Source organism: Amycolatopsis camponoti (assembly GCF_902497555.1).
In the GTDB taxonomy this organism is placed as follows: Bacteria; Actinomycetota; Actinomycetes; order Mycobacteriales; family Pseudonocardiaceae; genus Amycolatopsis; species Amycolatopsis camponoti.
The window spans coordinates 1,309,587-1,325,780 of record NZ_CABVGP010000003.1 but is presented as its reverse complement, the minus strand read 5'-3'; the positions used below and the strand labels follow the sequence as shown (position 1 = coordinate 1,325,780).

The window sequence follows — 16,194 nt, the reverse complement described above, 5'->3', positions numbered from 1 at the left end:
GGTTCCCCGGCCGTTCGGCCGCGATAATCTGGAAGTCCCCAGAGATACGTCCACAATGGACGGGAAGTCAGCTCACTCGAGCGGCTCGCGACACGGATGGCGGCCTAGGCGTCGATCCGGTGGCACCGCTGTGAGAAGGCAGCCCGCTCGTGGCTCCGTTGCCGGCAGGCGTGCCCGCGGCGGACCCCACATCCGAAGTTGGACCAGCAGTAGCTGCGGCTTCGTCGCCGGCAGGCGCCCCGGCGGCGACCGCAGACCCTGTGCCCACTGGCGGATTCGCAGTGGTCGCGCGGCCGTTGCCGGCAGGCGCCCCGCCAACGGCCGCGCCACTGCACGCAGGCGGCGAGCCCCCGGTACCGGCCGGTTGGCTGCCTGCACCCGCGGTCGGCTCGGCACCGGTGGCTGCTTCCCCAGCCACCGGTGTCGCCCAGGCCTGCATGAGTTCGGCGTACCGCGCCGACCTGGCCAACAGGTCGGTGTGGCGGCCCAGAGCGGTCTCGCGGCCGTCCATGACGACGACGCGATCCGCGCGCAACGCCGACGAAAGCCGGTGCGCGATCACTACCAGAACACCACCCCGCGCGGCGAAGGCCCGCTCCGCACGGGCTTCCGACACCGGGTCGAGATGGGAGGTGGCTTCATCGAGGATCACGAATTCCGCCGAACTGGCGTAGACCCTGGCCAGCGCGAGCAACTGCGCTTCGCCCGCGGAGATGCCTTCGCCGCCGTGACCGATCTCGGCGTGGAGACCGCCCAGGCGCCGAAGCAACGCGCCCGCGCCTACCGCGTCCACGGCGGCCAGCAGTGTGTCGTCCGAGGCTGACGACGCGAACAGGCCGACGTTGTCCCGCACAGTTCCCGCGAAGACGTACGCCTCTTGCGGGATCAGCGCCACCAGCTCGTGGCGGAGCGCCGTGGGCACGTCCCTGACCGGGACGCCGCCCAGCAGGACCCGGCCTTCCTGTGGCGTCAGCATCCCGGTCAGCAAGCCGGCCAATGTCGACTTGCCGATGCCACTCGGTCCGACGACGGCGAGGTGCTCCCCCGGCCGCAGGTCCAGGTCCAGTCCGCGGACCACGGGTTCGGCCGTCGCGCCCCAGCCGAACGTCAGGGCACGAACCTGGACGTCGGTGCCGCGCGGAGTCGCGGTGCCGTCGGGTACGGCGGGCAGCTCGGCCGTCTCCGCCAGCCTGCGGAGTGCGACCAGCAGGCGTAAGACGACGGTGCCTGCCGTGGCGGCGAGACCGCGGAGGGCCGGCTGCATCGTCGTGGCCAGGTAGACGAGCGCGCCGAGTGCCGCGCCCGCGGTCAGTTCGCCGCGGGCCACCAGGCCCGGCGCCAACGCCAGCGCGAGCAACAACGGGATGAACCCGCCAAGCGAGATCACCAGGGCTCGGAGGGCACTCGACCGCGCCACGCGGATCGCGGCCGTCGCCTGCTCGTCGACCGCGTCATACATCGCCAGTGCGGCGATCGGCTCGGCACCGCAGGCCACGATGTCGCGCATGCCGGCCAGGGAGGCGCCGGCCGTCGCAGCCGTGTGCTCGTCGGCCAGCGCAAGCGCGCGCTGGCGGCGAGCCAGAGAGGGAAGGAGACAGGCGAAGACGACCAACGACACGACCACCGGCACCGCGACCGGAACCACCAGCGCGCCGGCGACCGTCACGAGGCCGGCGAGCGCGGACGCCGTCGTCACCAGCATGCCGCGGGCCTGCACCAACAGGCCGGCGGTCGCGTCGCGGACCACTTCGACGTGCTGGGTGATCCGGGCGACGCCGCTGGAGTCCGGCTGGTTGCGCGGCGGGGACTCGTCGTGCAGCACACCACGGACGACCGCGGTCACCAGGGCGTCGCGCAGCGGCTCGACCACCTTGCCGAGCTGGTGCCACACCATCCGCGAGCCGAACGCGCCGAGCACGGCGGCGAGCCCGAACAACGTCAGCCAGCCGAGGCCGGCCGCCGGGTCGCCGACCGAAAACCCACGGTCCACGGACAGCTCGACGAGCCGTCCCGAGAAGAAAGCAGGTACGCCTTCGAGCAGTGAACACACGAGCAGCACCGCACCGCCACGCCACTGCCCGGCGAGCGCGGACCAGTACAACCGGTGCAGGCTCACTCGTCGTCCTCCGTGAAAACACCGCGGTAGCCGGGCTCCTGCCAGAGGGCGGCGTGCGGGGCCACCGCGCGGATCCGGCCCTCCTCGAGCCAGACCACCAGGTCGGCGCGGGCAGCGGTGCCCGCGCGATGGGTCACGACGACGCGGGTGCGGCCCGGCAGCGCGTCGGCCAAGGCGCGCTCGACCGCGGCCTCGGTGACCGTGTCGAGGCTGGCCGTGGCGTCGTCGAAGATCAGGATGCGCGGGTTGTGCACGATCGCACGGGCCAAGCCGAGGCGCTGGGCTTCGCCGCCCGAAAGCGGCGTCTCGGCCAACGGCGTGCGGTAGCCGTCGGGCAGGCGGACGACGACCTCGTCGACCTGCGCGGTCCGGCACGCGGTGCGGACGGCGGACTCGCCGGCCCAGGTGCCGTAGCCGACCGCGTCGGCGACCGTCGCGCCGAGCAGTGCCGGCCGTTCGAAGGCGTAGCCGACGACCGCGCGCAGCTCCTCGCGGCGGAGGCGCTCGATCGGGCGGCCGTCGAGGAGGACCTGGCCTTCGTCGGGCGTGATCAGTCCGCCGAGCACGCCGGCCAGCGCGGACTTGCCCGCGCCCGACCGGCCGACGACCGCGAGGACGGTACCGCCGTCGATGCGCAGGTCGATCTCCGCCAGTGCGCCCGTCACGCCGATGTGGCGAAGTTCGACGGTGCCGTCGCCGGGTAGCAGCGGGAGCTTTCCGGGCACGAGTTCGGGCTCGTCGAGAACCTCGACGAGCCGTTCGGCGCAGCCGCGCGCCCGGGACAGCATGGTGAGCAGCGGGATCTGGGTGACCAGGCCCAGGCCGAGCGCGACGTAGCCGAGCGTGCCCACGACGTCGCCGACGCTGAGCCGGCCCGCGAGGACGCCGAAGCCGGCCGCGGCCAGCACGGAGATCTCGACCGCCGGCGTCAGCAGGCCGGCGCGCCAGACCATCCGGGCCTGGGTGCGCCAGATGCCGAGCCCCGCCAGACCCAGCTTCGGCAGGGGGCGCAGCACGCGCTCGGCTTCGCGGTCGGCTGTGCCGGACGCCGCGATCGTGCGGAGGCCGGCGACCGCGTCGACCATCCGGGCGGCGAGCTCGCCGGAAACCTGCTGGTAGGCGAGGACGTCGTCGGCGGTGTGCTTGAGGTGGCTGCGGGCGAGCAGCAGCGCGAACGGGATGCTGCCGAGGAAGACGAGCGCCAGCCGCCAGTCCTGCACGGCGAGCAGCACCACGGCGCCGGTCGAGATGACCAGCATCGAGCCGCACTGGACGACGATCGTCACGATGCCGCCGGCGCCGACGCAGTCGCCGGTGAGGCGGCTGATCGCGTCGCCCTCGGCGAAACGCGACCGGGCGCCGAGCGTGAAGAGCTTGTCGGAAAGGGTGCGGCGCAACCACGCGGACGCCGTCGCCGTCACGCGGGTGGTCAGGATCCCGCCGACGACGTCGGCCGCGATTTCCGCGCCACCCACGAACAACAGCCACGAGACTTCAGGCCAGCTCGGGCGGCCCGCGACCACGGCGTCGACCGCGGCCGCGAGCGCGCCCGGAAGGAGCAGCCCGGCCACGGTGGCGACCAGGGCGGTGACGACGATGGCGGCGAGTCGCGGACGGTCGAGGCCGGCTACCCGGACCAGGAGCCGATCGGCGGAGCCGCGCATCTCACTCCTTCGGACGAGGTACCACCGGGGCGGTACCGGGGCCACAATGAACGTGCGGGAGCGGCGCACTTGGCCTGTGCCGCTCCCGCACCGTTCACCTAGGCACTACTTGCCGACGGACTTGCCAGGTCAGTGGCAGGTCAGCAGCGAGAGGGTGCTGTTGGTGCAGGAGGCCAGCAGGCTCAGGTTCGACGGCGCGCCGCCCCCGCCACCGTGACCACCGTTGAGCACCTCGGGGGTCTCCAGGGCCTGCAGCTCCAGAACGAGTTCCATGGTGTTCCTTTCATCGGTTTCTTCGTTTCCGCCGGTCTTCAGCGACCGGAGGTGTGGGGGGACGGCGTGCTGCCCAGGAAGGGCAGCACCTCCTTGCCGTCCAGGAGGGCGGCGAGCGCGAGGAGGATTCCCGCGCTGCCGGTGGTGACGTCCATCGACAGCCGCAGCAGCTGGTTGCCGGGGAAGGCGAGGCCGCCGCGGAACGGCACGGCGTACCAGGCCAGCCGGGCCAGGTGCAGGTCGATCGCTTCGCGGACGCGTTGCTCGGGTTCGGCACCCATGCCGAGGGCGACCGCGAGCCCGAGCCGGCCGTAGAGCAGGCCGGGGTGGATCACGAACTCGCCGCGGCACGACTGACGCAGCTCGGGGAGGCTCTCGCAGGCGACCGCGTCCGGGCGGTGCCGAGCCAGCTGCTCGGCGACCACGAGGATTCCGGCACTGCCGATGGCGGCGTACGGAAGGGTGCGGGTGGCACCGTCGCGGACCTGCAAGGACGCGTCGTCGGCGAGCACGCATTCTTCGAGGTCACGGCGCAGCGCCTGGTCGGCGAACGCCAGCCACGCGGGTTCGCCGGTGCCTTCGAAGAGGCGGATGAACAGCAGCGCCGGACCGGACCAGCCGGACAGCAGGCCCGCGCGGGCGAACTTCCCGGGCGGGGCCGCGGTCTCGAGCGCCTCGGCCAGCCGGACGGCGGTGGAGAGCGCCTGCCGGCCGAATTCGTTGTCCTGCCGGGCGGCGGCGAAGTGCAGCTGCGTCAGCCCGATCCCGGCCAGTCCGCCCTCGAGCGCGTGGTCGGTGGTCTGCTCGACGAGTCGCGCCGACGACGCGAGCAGCCGGCTCGCCTCGTCGTGGTGACCGAGGTTCTCCAGCACGTACGCGATGCCGTAACTGCCGTCGTAGAACCCGGGCCGGGTCGGCGGCTCACGGCGGACCGCATCGATCAGCCAGCGCTCGTGCTCGGGGAACCGGCCGACGCCGGCGACGTCGAGAGCGTGCAGCACGCCCGCGGCACCGACACCGAAACAGGCGCCGCCGAAGCGAAACTGCTCGATGTCGCCGGGGAACAGCCGGTCCTGGCGCTCGGGAGTCGCGCTGGCCAGGATCGCCTCAGCGATCTGCTTGCGGACCAGCGGCCAGTCCGGTTTCTCCTGGTCGAGCTCCGTGTGAACCGGTGCCGGCTCCGCGGTTTCGTCACGCGAAGCCAGCACCGCGACCGCGGCGTCGGCGTAGCCCTCGGGGAGGCCGAACCGGCGCTCGACGAAGTCGGCGATGCCGCGCAGCTTCGCCGGCGCGAGCTCCAGCAACGCGGACAGCGGCAGGAAGATCCACAGCCGCAACGCCGCGAGGGCGTGCTCGTCGATCTCGAAGCCGGTCCGGTCGGCCGGTGCGCGGAAACCCGGTGCGCCGAGCGCGGGCCGGGAACCGGACTCGAGGGTCGCCGCCATCTCGAAGTCGATCAGCGAGACCCGGCTCTCGTCGTCCTCGTCGATCAGGATGTTCAGCGCGTGCAGGTCTCCGAAGACGAAACCGCGAGCGTGGATCTCCTCGATCGTCTCCTCGACCTTCGCGAGCACGGCCAAGGCGCGGGCGGCGTAGGCGGTGAGGTCGGCTTCGGTCGTGTCACGCCTGGTCAGCGGGTAGTTGCGGGCCAGCCAGTTGCCGAGCGACGTGCCGGGCATGTACTCCATGGCGAGGTAGTGGTGTTCCCAGACGGTGAAGTGCTCGAAGGCACGGGGCACGCCGGGGACGCCGGCCAGCGCGTCGAGCACCTCGTGCTCGCGGCGCAGCCGTGCGACGGCGTCGATCTGCGCACGGTCCAGGCCGGCGTGCGGACGGGCTTCCTTGAGGACGACCTCGTCGCCGCCCGCCTTGGGGTCGGCGAGGTAGACGCCGCCACCGTTCGAGAAGTGCAGGGAGCGCGTCACCCGGTAGGGGAACTGGTCCGGGTCGCCGCTTCTACGCGCAGCGATGCTGCTCTGCAGACAGGCCGGAATCTTCACCCAGTCGGGGACGGAGAACGTCGGTTCGCGCTTGTCGGGCACGAGCCGTCCGTCCGGCTTGCGGATCGCCAGGACGCGGTTGCCCTCGTGTTCGACCCACTGTTCGGCGAATCCGCCGTAACGGACGTAGAGTGGGCCGTCGCCGTATCTGAGGTCGCTCAGGATATAAGCGCCGTGCTCACCTTCGAGCCGGACCGCCAGATCTTCGAGAACACGCCCCAGCTCGTCTTCGTCAACCGGGTAAATGGTGATGAGCTTGGCACTGCCGTCACGGGGGGCGTATTTCGAATTCCGGGCGAGCAGGATCATCAGCGAGCGGAGGTGCTTGTAGGCGATCCGGTGCTCGACACAGTACTCGTGCACCTGCACGAGCACGCGCCGCGCATTGTCCAGACCGGCGGAAACGTGGATTTTCCAGCCTTGGCCGGGAAGTTGGCGACCCTCGGGGCTCAGCGACCGCCAGATGCCGCGGTCGGCGGCGACCCAGCCGGTGGCCGGCGTCGGCAGCGCCTGGGAAAAATCGTCGACCGGCGCACCGATTTCCAGTTGTTCGTCGTAGAACAACGGGTCGGCGAAGCAAAATGCTTCGTAGCGCAGGTCCATCGAAGATTCCCCTCCGGGTTCCCCCCGGGTAACTCGGCTCCGGGGACGAGGAATATTCCCCCATGCCGGACGGCCTCTCGCCTATCCGCCAACCCGGGGGTTCAACTGGGCTATCCGAGGTAGGCAAAAAGGGCACTTACCTGTCGGTAGTCGAACCCAGCGTGATTCTTGGCCGATGGCCAACCACTCTGTCGGGGTGTAACACGAAGCTTTCTCCAACATTCCCCCAGGTCCACACGAGGATAACACGGAATAAACCGCCGAATTGGCACAATGCCATCAAGGTCTTCTCGTGATCAATTAACCCGGTGCACGTATATCTCGTTGAGCGGGATTGTCCACTGTGGAGCGGACCGGGTGGCCCAGGCCACGCCCGCGGTACCTCGGCGGACGGACCCACCGGTACCACGGAGTAAGTTGGCGGCCGGCGGACCGGAAGGAGGAACGGGTGATCTTCGGATTCGCCGTGACGGTCGCCGTGGCGGCCACGCTCGTCGCGCTGTGGAGCTTCGTCCAGTCGGCCCGCAACCGGCTGCCGGACAAACCGCTCCTGATCGGGATCGCGATCGTCGAGGTCCTGCTGGTCGTCCAGCTGGTGATCGGGATCGTGCTGCTCGTCGGCGGCGACCGCCCGGGCAGCCTGGCGACCTACCTGGCCTACCTGATCGGCAGCCTGGTCGTGCTGCCGGTCGGCGCCGCCTGGGCCCTGGCCGAGCGGAGCCGGTCGAGCACGGCGGTGCTCGGCATCGCCTGCATCGCCATCCCGGTGATGGTGCTGCGACTGAACGAGGTGTGGAGTGGAGCAACAGCGTAGGACGGCCACCGGCCCCGGGCGGGTGCTCGTCGCCGTGTACGCGATCTTCGCGCTGGCCGCGACGTCGCGGGCCGGCGTCCAGATCAGCACGAAGTTCCACGAGGCACCGCTCGCGTACCTGCTCTCGGCGTTCGCCGCGGTCGTGTACATCGTCGCGACGATCGCGCTGGCCCGGCGCGGCGACGGCTGGTGGCGCGTGGCACTCACCGCGTGCTCGATCGAGCTGCTGGGCGTGCTGACCATCGGCACGCTGAGCCTGGTCGACGCGGCCGCGTTCCGGCACCCGACCGTCTGGTCGGTCTACGGCGAGGGCTACCTGTTCATCCCGCTGGTCCTGCCGGTCATCGGCCTGTACTGGCTGCGCCGCAGCGCGCCGGCGAAGGTCACGGCCTGACGCCGCAGTCGAACAGCACCCCGGCGGACACGGCGTCCGGGCCGATCCGCGCGGGCGGCACCGGACGGCAGTGCGTCGCCTCCCACCCGATGCGCCGGGTCAGCTCGCCCGCGTCCGCCACCACGGGTTTCGCGGCGCCGCGGCCGATCTCGAGGAACACGTGCGGCAGCAGCACGAACCGGAGCTTCCCGGCCGACACCCAGCGCGGCAGGTCGGCAGCGGACGGCGCCGGATCGAAGCCGATGTACCCGCCCAGCGGCGCCACGCGCGCGTCCGTGTTCAGCAGGAACGGGTCCGCGCCGTACGTCCCGCCCTCGACGGCGAGAACGCTCCCCGGCGCCTGGGCCTGCGCATACGCGAGCACCTCGCGCTGACCAGGGCTGAGCCGGTACGCGTCGTCGATGAACCGGACGTACCCGGCCTCGGCACCGGCGCCGGTGTCGATGCCGACCACGGTGCGCACCGCGTCCGTCGACGGCGGCCCGGCACCGGGGTCGGCCGTCTCCAGCACGCTGACCGGCCGCAAGGCGGTGTCGACGACGAAGGCCGCGGGACCGGCGACGACGGCGGCCAGCCCGGTGACGACGACGGCGCGCGGAGCCCGCAGGAGCGCCGCGACGACGGCGAGCACCGCCAGCGCGAGCACGGTGTACCGCAGCCACGGCAGCCAGCCCGGCGTCCGGCTGAGGAGGAGGAACGCGAGCAGCGCCGTCCCCGCGACCGCGGCCGGCAGCACGAACCGGACCGGCCCCGGCGAACGCTGCCACCGCCAAGCCGTGACGAGCCCGGCGGCCGCGAGCGACGCGATCGCCGGCGCGAGCTCGGCGGTGTAGTACGCGTGGAAGATGCCGCCGGTGAACGAGAAGACCGCGGCGCCGGCGACGAGCCAGCCGCCCCACAGCACCCAGCCCGCCCTCGTGCCCGGCGCGGCGCCGCGGGCGCGGCAAGCCGCGACGACCAGGGACACCAGCGCGAGCGGCAGCAGCCAGGCGATCTGCCCGCCGACCTCGGCGTCGAACAGCCGCAGCGGACCTTCGCCGCCGCCGAGTGCCGCGCCGACCGCGGCGCCGTAGCCGCCGCCGATCCCGGTCGACCCGCCGACCAGCCGCGTCACGCCGTTGTAGCCGAAGGCCAGCTGCCAGACCGAGCCGTCAGTGGTGCTGCCGACGAACGGCTTCGCACCCGGCCACAGCGTGACGACGACGGGCCAGGCCAGCGACACGACGAGCGTCACGCCGCCGCCGACGCCGATCCAGGCGAGACGCCGGCCGCGCGAGCCGGGCGCCGCGACGAAGTACGCCATGGCCAGGCCCGGCAGCACGATCCACGCGGCGAGCATCTTCGTGAGGAAACCCAGTCCGACGAACACGCCGGCCCACACCAGCCACCGCGCGTCATCCTCGATCGCGCGGGTGACGCAGTAGGCGGCGAGCAGCAGCAGGAGCACCAGCAAGGTGTCCGGCAAGTTGTCGCGGTTGATGGCCGCGGTGATCGGCGTCAGCGCGAAGAGCGCCGAGGCGAGCAGGGCGGTGCGGGGGCCGGCCCAGCGGCGCACCACCAGGTGCAGCACGAACACGGCGGCCACGCCTTCGACGACCTGGACCAGCGCGATCGCCCAGGTGTGGAAGCCGAACACCGCCACGCCGAGCGTCTGGGTCCAGAACGCGAGGGGCGGCTTGTCGACCGTGACGACCCCCGCCGGGTCGAACCCCGCGAAGAAGAACGCCGCGACGTCGTGGGACATCGAGTGCACTGCGGCGGCGTAGTAAGGCTGCAACGGCCTGTTCAGCGCCCATCCCCACAACGCCGCCGCGACGACCAGCACCGTCCCCAACGCGATCCGCTCGGTCTTCGCCGTCATGGCTCCCCCTCCGGTTCCCGCCGGCAACGCTAGGGCGGCGCGACGCCGGAGTCCTCAAGCTCCGGATTGAAATGGCCCTCCACCCGTGGGTTGAGCGCGGAACAGTACGGGAACTGCACGTAGTCCACTCGGCGAAATAAATACGGACGCCACCGGACTTTCGTCGGTTCCGGACATTCCCCGAAAACTCGGACACTCTTCTCGTTCGGTCCCCACCGGCTTTCCCGTGCGGGTTCTCCGCACGAAAAGGAGTGAGCGTGAAATTCGGCAAGTTCGTGCTGCTGGCCGCGAGTACCGCGCTGGCCGTCGTCGGCCTCGGCGGCCCGGCGACCGCCCAGACCACCCCGCAGGCCCAGCCGTCGATCATCGGTGGCAGCACCGCCTCGAGCGGCCCCTGGGCGGCCCGGCTGTTCGTGAACGGCCAGCAGAACTGCACCGCGACGATCATCGCGCCGCAGTACATCCTGACCGCGAAGCACTGCGTCAGCAGCGCCGGGACGTACACGTTCCGGATCGGCAGCCTCGACCAGTCCAGCGGCGGGACGATGGCCACCGGCTCGACCATCACCAAGTACCCGGGTGCCGCCGACCTGGCGATCGTCCGGCTCACGACGTCGGTGAGCGCCACCTACTCACCGCTCGGCAGCGTCGGGAACGTCGCGGTCGGCCAGAACGTCTCGGTCTACGGCTGGGGCGCGACCAGCCAGTGCGGCTCCGAGATCAACTGCCAGTCGCGGTACCTGAAGGTCGCGACGGTCCGGGTCAACTCGATCAGCTGCAGCGACTACACGGGCGGCACGGCGGTGTGCGCGAACCGCGTCGACGGCATCACGGCCGGCGGCGACTCGGGCGGCCCGATGTTCGCGTCCGGGCGTCAGGTCGGCGTCGCGTCGACCAGCGACCGGTCGAACAACACGGCGTACACGAACATCACGCGTTATCGCAGCTGGATTTCCCAGGTGGCCGGCGTCTGATTCCCGGAAAGGGCCCGGCCGGTCCAGGCCGGGCCCTTTCTTCAGGACGTCGAAATGTCGTCGAGCTGTTCCGCGGCGGGCCGGACCGGGTAGAGGTCGCCGCCGGGCTGGACGGGCACGCGCGACAAAGCGGCCCGCGCGGTTTTGTCACCGGCGTCGGCTGCCGCGTGCAGCACGTCCAGCGCGGCGTACGGCCGGAAGTCCAGTTCGGGGTACGGCCACTGTCCCGTCGTCGCGCCCGGCACCAGGAAGTCGACGGCCTTGAACAGCGTCGCGCCGCTGGGTGCGGTGTAGTGCCACAGGTCGACGCCGACGTGCTTGCCGATCTGCGCGAGCCGCGTCAGCGCGACGAGGTTGAAGTTGGAGTAGTGCCAGCTGCGCGTCCGGCTCGCTTCCGCCGGCTGGTAGCCGTCGGCGTCGACCTGCGGCGCGATGCGGTTCGGGCCGGCGTCCTGGACGATCGTCTTCGCCAGGTCACGCTGCCCGGTACCGAGGGCGAGCGAGGCGGCGAGCATGTCGTAGAAGCTGCCGTGGTTGTTCTGCGCCTTGGCTTCGTCGGTGCCGTTCTTGCTGGTGCGCAACCAGTTCAGGAACTGTGAGTACCAGCCGGTCATGCCGGCCTGGTCGGTCTTGCTCCAGCCGGGCGCACCGGTCGCGAGGATCGCGGTGGCGTCGACGACCTGGGTCAGCGTGTAGGAGAATTCGATGATGCCGATGCCGCGGCCGTCGACCTTGCACGGGATGCCCTGCGCGTAGTTCATGTTCGGGTTCATCTTCGTGGCCGCGTCGAGGAACCACGTGCGCAGGTCGAGGGCCGCGCGCTGGGCGTAGCGCGTGTCCCCGGTGTAGTACCAGGCCAGCGCGAGGCGGTAGATCGCGGCGAAGGCGTCGCCGCGGTAGGCGTGGTCGGTGATCTCGTCGACGATCGGGTTGCGCTGCCCGTCCTTCTGGACGAAGGGGCAGCCCCACGGGTTTTCGGCGGTCGGCGTGGTGGTCGGCCACCAGTAGGGCGCGAGGCTGAGGTAGTCGTGCTTGTCCCCGCTGGGCGGGACCTGTTTCTTGGTGGTGACGCTCCAGGGCCCGGTCGTGAGGTCGGTTTTCGCGGCGGCGAGCAGGTGGTCCAAGGCGGTCTTGGCCGTCCGTTCGCCGACGAGCGCGGCGAACTTGGTCCGCAGCAGCCGGCCGCCGTCGAGGACGGTGGTGTTCGGAGCGCAGATCGGCCCGATGACCGGGACGCTGCAGCCGTTCGCCGCGGGAGCGGCCTCGGTGGGCGCGGCCGCGGAGGTGACGAGCCCGGCCACGGCGAGCGCAGCCACGACGGTGTGGCGGAAGATCATGTCCGCTCCATTCACAAATATGAACGTCAACCCTGTGAGTGAATGGAGGGTACGCATGTGAACTCAGCGGGGGCAATGCCCTGGCGGGTTCAGTCGCGGGGACGGAAGAAGGCTTCGAGCCGCGCGGTGGCGAGGTCCGCCCAGGTGTCGGTGGTGACGAGCACAGCCGCGGCGCCGGTCGGGAACTTGGCCTGGACCAGCCGGGTGTCCTCCCCGTAACCGGCGAGGTGCAGGGTCAGTTCGCTGACCCCGGGCTCGTGCCCGACGAGGGCGAGGGTGGTGACGTCGCCGGGAATCCGTCGCGCGGCTTCCAGGAATTCCTCGGGACCGGCGCCGTAGAGGTCTTCGTCGTACTCGACGGGAGGTTCCCCCGGCAGCGCGCCACTGACGTGCTCCCAGGTTTCCCTGGTGCGGCGGGCGGTGGAGCAGACGACGTGATCGGGGACGTAGCCGTGGTCGCCGAGCCAGCGGCCCAGGTTGGGCGCGTCGCGGAGCCCGCGGGGAGCGAGTGGGCGTTCGTGGTCGGGAAGGTTGTCGGACCAGTCCGACTTGGCGTGCCGGAGGACGATGAGCCGCCTGGTCGCGTCCATGTTCACCACCTGTGGCCTGAAGTCGATGCTTCGGTCACCGTAACCGAGAGCTGGAGGCGCCCGGCCAAGCCGGGCGCCTCCAGCGCACTAACACCAGAACCAGAACAGGGAGAACATCTACTTCCTTCCGAATTGCAAGCAACAGAAATAATTCGGCGCGGCCCTACAAAGAGAATCCCGAGTGTCGCGCTGCGTTGGCGCGAAGATTAGGGCAAGCGGACGCCTCGCCGCAAGCCTTTTGTTGACGTAGTGTTACCTACAGCCGTGTCCGTAAAAGGCATTCGCTGCGATGAACCAGCCGCTGGTGGCCAGCACCTGCACGTTTGCCCAGAGAGACGCATGGTGAGAGTGTACGAACGTTCGGTGATTCACTCTCTAGTGGGCTATGAAGAGTGATAGCGGGGCGGCGAGGGCAGGGAAACCGTGTCCTCGTCACTCATCCGGACGTCCGGGACGTCGGGCGCGACGCCGAGCTCGGCCAGGAGCCGTTCGACCCGCTCGGCGCGGCGGTGGCGTTCCCGGTCACGGTACAGCCCGGCGGCCCGCTCCCAGGCGATTCGCGCCGGCTCCAGGTCACCGCGTCGGGCCAGGACGGTTCCGAGAGCGGTCAGCGCGCGGGCTTCGCCGGTTGCCGCATGTGACCGCTCGGCGAAGACCACCGCTTCCCTCGCGAACCGCAAGGCGTCGTCGAATCGGCCTTCGGCCAGCGCGAGGTCGGCCCGTGCGGTGTGCAGTCGCATGACCGCCGACAGATCGCGCACCTTTTCCAGCAGCGGAATCGCCGCCCGGCAGTGCGCGTGCGCCGAATCGAACTCGCCGAGGTCGGTGTGGACGCCGACGAGTTCGGTGTGCGTTTCGGCCAGCGCCGACGCATCGCCCATTCCCCTTCGCAGCCGCAGCGCCTGCCGCAGGTGCTCGAGCGCGCGATACGGCTGGTCGAGCTCGGCCACGGTCTTGGCCAGATTGTGCGCGGCTTTCGCCTGCCGCTCCTCGTCCCCGATTTCGTGGGCGGCGACGGCGCATTCTTCGTACAGCGCCGCCGCTTGGTCGAGCCGCCCCGCGTGCCGGTGCCGGTGCCCCATGTTGAGCTTCGCCGTGAGCACGGCGAGCGGGACGTCCCGCGCCGTGGCGAGGTCGAGGGCCTGCCGCAGGTGGGTCTCCGCGACCGCGTCGTGCCCGGCGAGCAGGTGGAGGTAGCCGAGGTCGTTGAGGCACGCCATGCGGGCGAGGTCGTCCCCCGCCGCGGCGGCGGACCGGACGGCGACGGTCAGACCGGCGATGATGTCGTCGAAGTACCCGAAGCGGTTCAGGATGCCGCCGGTGACGTGCGGGAACCGCCACGCGAACTCGTGGAGGCCGTGGTCGGCGGCGTAGCGGACCATCGCGGTGAGGTTCGTCCGCTCGCGCAGGCACCAGCGCATCGCGGCGAGCGGATCGGTGAACCGGTCCGGCCGGCACCCCGGCTCGACCGGCGGCATCTTCGGTCCCAGCCCGTGCGGGTGGACGATCCGGTGCGCGTTGTGGGCGGTATGCAGGTAGTAGGAGACCAGCCGCCGGCGCGGCCCGTCCACCGGCGTACCCGGCGTGTTCAGCGCCCGGGCGAAGTGGTGGAACAGGTCGTGGATGCGGTACCGGTCGCCGTCGCCCGGTTGCTGGACGAGGTGGGCCGCGACGAGCAGGTCCAGTGCCCGCCGGCCCTCCGCCACCGGGACACCGGCCGCCGACGCCAGCACCTCGACGCCGGCCTCGGGGCCCGGATGCAGGCCGAACACCCGGAAAGCCTGCTGCGCGGCCGGCTCGAGACACTGGTACGACCAGGAGAACGCCAAGTACAGGTTCGTCTCTTCGCCGTCGCCGTCGTCACTGATCGTCAGCAGCGTGGCCGGGTCCCGGACCTGCTCGACGATGGTCTGCAGCCGGCTGCCCGCCCGGCTGGCCGCCCGTTCGGCGACGATGGTCAAGGCCAGGGGCAGCCCGTTGCACAGCGACGCGAGACTCGCGACCGCGTCCGGTTCCCGCAGCGAACGGTCACCCAGCCGCCGGCGGAGCAACTCGGCCGACAGTTCGCCGGAAAGCGGGTCGAGGGTGAGCGTCGGGCACTGGTGCCGCCGGACGAGCGCCTTGAGCCGCCGGCGCGCGGTGACGATCACCGCGCAGTCGGACAGGACGCCGACCAGGGGCTCGATGTGCGCGGTGTCTTCGGCGTTGTCGAGCACGACCAGCATCGGCCGCTCGCTCAGGAGACTGCGCAACCGCGCGGCCCGCCCGGCCGCGCCGACGATCTGGTCGACGGGGTAGTTCAAGGCCGACAGCAGCACGCCGACCGCGTCGGCGGGCTCGACCCGCGGTACGGAACCGACCCCGTGCAAGTCGATCAGCATCGCACCGCCGGGGAACCGCGATGCCGCCTTCCTGGCCCAGTGCACGACGGTGCTGGTCTTGCCGACACCCGGCGGGCCCGTCACCGCCACGACGGTCGGGACGAAGGCCTCGCCGGGCGGCGTCACCGCGGCGTCGAGGTCCGAGAGGACGTCGGCGCGGCCGGTGAAGCCGGCCACGTCGCGCGGCAGCTCGCGCAACGGCGACGGCGGCGCGTACGGCCGGTCCACCGGGCCCGGGTCCGGCTCCGCGGGAAGGGGTTCCGGCGCACGCAGGTGGTCCTGCAGCGCACGGAGGTCCTCGGCGGCCTGGTCGTCCCCGGCCTTGTGGAAGTACCGGTACATGTCGAGGTAGTACTCGTTGCGCGCCGCGTAACGGCCGACGGCGGTCAACGCCTGCAAACGCAGCTTCGCGAACCAGAGTTCATTGGCGCATTCGCGGCTCAGTTCGTCGAGCAGAATCAGTGCCTCGTCCGGCCGTCCGGCGATGAGCAGTTCCGAGAGCAGGAACGTGTTGGCGGGAATCCAGTGATTCGCGGTGACGGAAGTCCGCCAATTCCTCGCCGGTTCCGACGTAATACCGGCGAGCGGTTCGTCACGCCACAACGTCAGCGCGGCGCGTGCCGCTTCGCACGCTTCCCGGTGCTCGTCCTGGTCGCTCAGTTCGTGGGCCCGACGCATCGCCGAGCGGAATGCGTGGAAATCGATCAGCTCGGGAGCGATCTCGAGCTGGTAGCCGCCGCTGATCGCGACGATCTTCGCGGGCGCCCCGGCTTGGTCGAGCGCCTGGCGGAGCCGGGCGACGCACTTGTAGAGCGCACCTCGCGGGGCGCGCGGCCGTACTTCGTCGTCGTTCCAAGCCCAGTTCACCAGGGTTTCGATCGACATCCGCCGCCCCGGCTGGGTCAGCAACGCGGCGACGACGTTGCGTTCGCGCCGATGGGTCCACCGCACGCTCAGATTCCCGTGCACACGCATCGTTGTTTGCCCGAGAATTCCGAACGTGATCTCCATTCTGCGTCCCCTCCCCCGCAGAGGTGGCACGGTCGCCCGCTCCTCCTGACGAGTTTTGCACCCACCGACCGGAAACACTATGACAACCGGATAACGACGAGCACCGGAAACGACCTGTCGATCGGTTGTCAGTTTTTTGTCCAACGTGCGCAAGCGCCTTGTCGAACGGCCGTTGC

Annotated in this window: 11 protein-coding genes; 3 read left to right on the top strand and 8 right to left on the bottom strand. The window is 70.8% G+C overall.

What is annotated here, in order from left to right:
• Positions 1–67 precede the first annotated feature (67 nt).
• From AA23TX_RS42780 to lanKC, 4 genes are all read right to left on the bottom strand, one after another.
• Positions 68–2,116, bottom strand: a complete 2,049-nt coding sequence (locus tag AA23TX_RS42780; protein ID WP_155548628.1) for an ATP-binding cassette domain-containing protein — start codon at positions 2,114–2,116, stop codon at positions 68–70.
• On the bottom strand, positions 2,113–3,780 hold the full coding sequence (locus AA23TX_RS42775) for an ABC transporter ATP-binding protein (RefSeq protein WP_155548627.1): 1,668 nt from the start codon (positions 3,778–3,780) through the stop codon (positions 2,113–2,115). The genes AA23TX_RS42780 and AA23TX_RS42775 overlap by 4 nt, the downstream gene beginning before the upstream one ends.
• Positions 3,781–3,909: 129 nt before the next feature.
• On the bottom strand, positions 3,910–4,053 hold the full coding sequence (locus AA23TX_RS42770; RefSeq protein ID WP_155548626.1) for a SapB/AmfS family lanthipeptide: 144 nt from the start codon (positions 4,051–4,053) through the stop codon (positions 3,910–3,912).
• Between the two features lie 38 nt (positions 4,054–4,091).
• The gene (gene lanKC, locus AA23TX_RS42765; RefSeq protein ID WP_155548625.1) at positions 4,092–6,656 is read right to left on the bottom strand and encodes a class III lanthionine synthetase LanKC; all 2,565 of its coding nucleotides are present in this window, start codon (positions 6,654–6,656) and stop codon (positions 4,092–4,094) included.
• 448 nt (positions 6,657–7,104) lie between these two features.
• On the opposite strand from lanKC, the gene AA23TX_RS42760 reads away from it, so the two are divergent.
• Both AA23TX_RS42760 and AA23TX_RS42755 read left to right on the top strand, forming a co-directional pair.
• On the top strand, positions 7,105–7,470 hold the full coding sequence (locus AA23TX_RS42760) for a hypothetical protein (RefSeq protein WP_155548624.1): 366 nt from the start codon (positions 7,105–7,107) through the stop codon (positions 7,468–7,470).
• Positions 7,471–7,492: 22 nt separating this feature from the next.
• Positions 7,493–7,864 carry a hypothetical protein gene (locus AA23TX_RS42755; RefSeq protein WP_155549437.1) on the top strand — a complete coding sequence of 124 codons (372 nt, stop codon included), beginning with the start codon at positions 7,493–7,495 and terminating at the stop codon, positions 7,862–7,864.
• Here AA23TX_RS42755 and AA23TX_RS42750 read toward each other — a convergent pair.
• Positions 7,854–9,725: an ArnT family glycosyltransferase gene (locus AA23TX_RS42750; protein WP_155548623.1), complete on the bottom strand. Its 1,872-nt coding sequence runs from the start codon at positions 9,723–9,725 to the stop codon at positions 7,854–7,856. The genes AA23TX_RS42755 and AA23TX_RS42750 overlap by 11 nt on opposite strands.
• Before the next feature lie 299 nt (positions 9,726–10,024).
• Here AA23TX_RS42750 and AA23TX_RS42745 point away from each other — a divergent pair, with 299 nt between their 5' ends.
• On the top strand, positions 10,025–10,699 hold the full coding sequence (locus AA23TX_RS42745) for a S1 family peptidase (RefSeq protein ID WP_439328814.1): 675 nt from the start codon (positions 10,025–10,027) through the stop codon (positions 10,697–10,699).
• A 41-nt stretch (positions 10,700–10,740) separates the two neighbouring features.
• Here AA23TX_RS42745 and AA23TX_RS42740 read toward each other — a convergent pair whose 3' ends face one another.
• From AA23TX_RS42740 to AA23TX_RS42730, 3 genes are all read right to left on the bottom strand, one after another.
• Positions 10,741–12,036 (bottom strand): alginate lyase family protein, encoded by a 1,296-nt coding sequence (locus tag AA23TX_RS42740; protein WP_155548621.1) that lies wholly within the window; start codon positions 12,034–12,036, stop codon positions 10,741–10,743.
• Between the two features lie 89 nt (positions 12,037–12,125).
• Positions 12,126–12,626: a SixA phosphatase family protein gene (locus AA23TX_RS42735; RefSeq protein WP_155548620.1), complete on the bottom strand. Its 501-nt coding sequence runs from the start codon at positions 12,624–12,626 to the stop codon at positions 12,126–12,128.
• Between the two features lie 383 nt (positions 12,627–13,009).
• Positions 13,010–15,958: an AfsR/SARP family transcriptional regulator gene (locus tag AA23TX_RS42730; RefSeq protein ID WP_230863059.1), complete on the bottom strand. Its 2,949-nt coding sequence runs from the start codon at positions 15,956–15,958 to the stop codon at positions 13,010–13,012.
• Positions 15,959–16,194 lie beyond the last annotated feature (236 nt).

Bases quoted from the DNA above. Each gene is read 5' to 3' on its own strand.
- AA23TX_RS42775 (WP_155548627.1), bottom strand. From the start codon at position 3,780: ATGCGCGGCTCCGCCGATCGGCTCCTGGTCCGGGTAGCCGGCCTCGAC.
- AA23TX_RS42770 (WP_155548626.1), bottom strand. From the start codon at position 4,053: ATGGAACTCGTTCTGGAGCTGCAGGCCCTGGAGACCCCCGAGGTGCTC.
- lanKC (WP_155548625.1), bottom strand. From the start codon at position 6,656: ATGGACCTGCGCTACGAAGCATTTTGCTTCGCCGACCCGTTGTTCTAC.
- AA23TX_RS42750 (WP_155548623.1), bottom strand. From the start codon at position 9,725: ATGACGGCGAAGACCGAGCGGATCGCGTTGGGGACGGTGCTGGTCGTC.
- AA23TX_RS42740 (WP_155548621.1), bottom strand. From the start codon at position 12,036: ATGATCTTCCGCCACACCGTCGTGGCTGCGCTCGCCGTGGCCGGGCTC.
- AA23TX_RS42735 (WP_155548620.1), bottom strand. From the start codon at position 12,626: ATGGACGCGACCAGGCGGCTCATCGTCCTCCGGCACGCCAAGTCGGAC.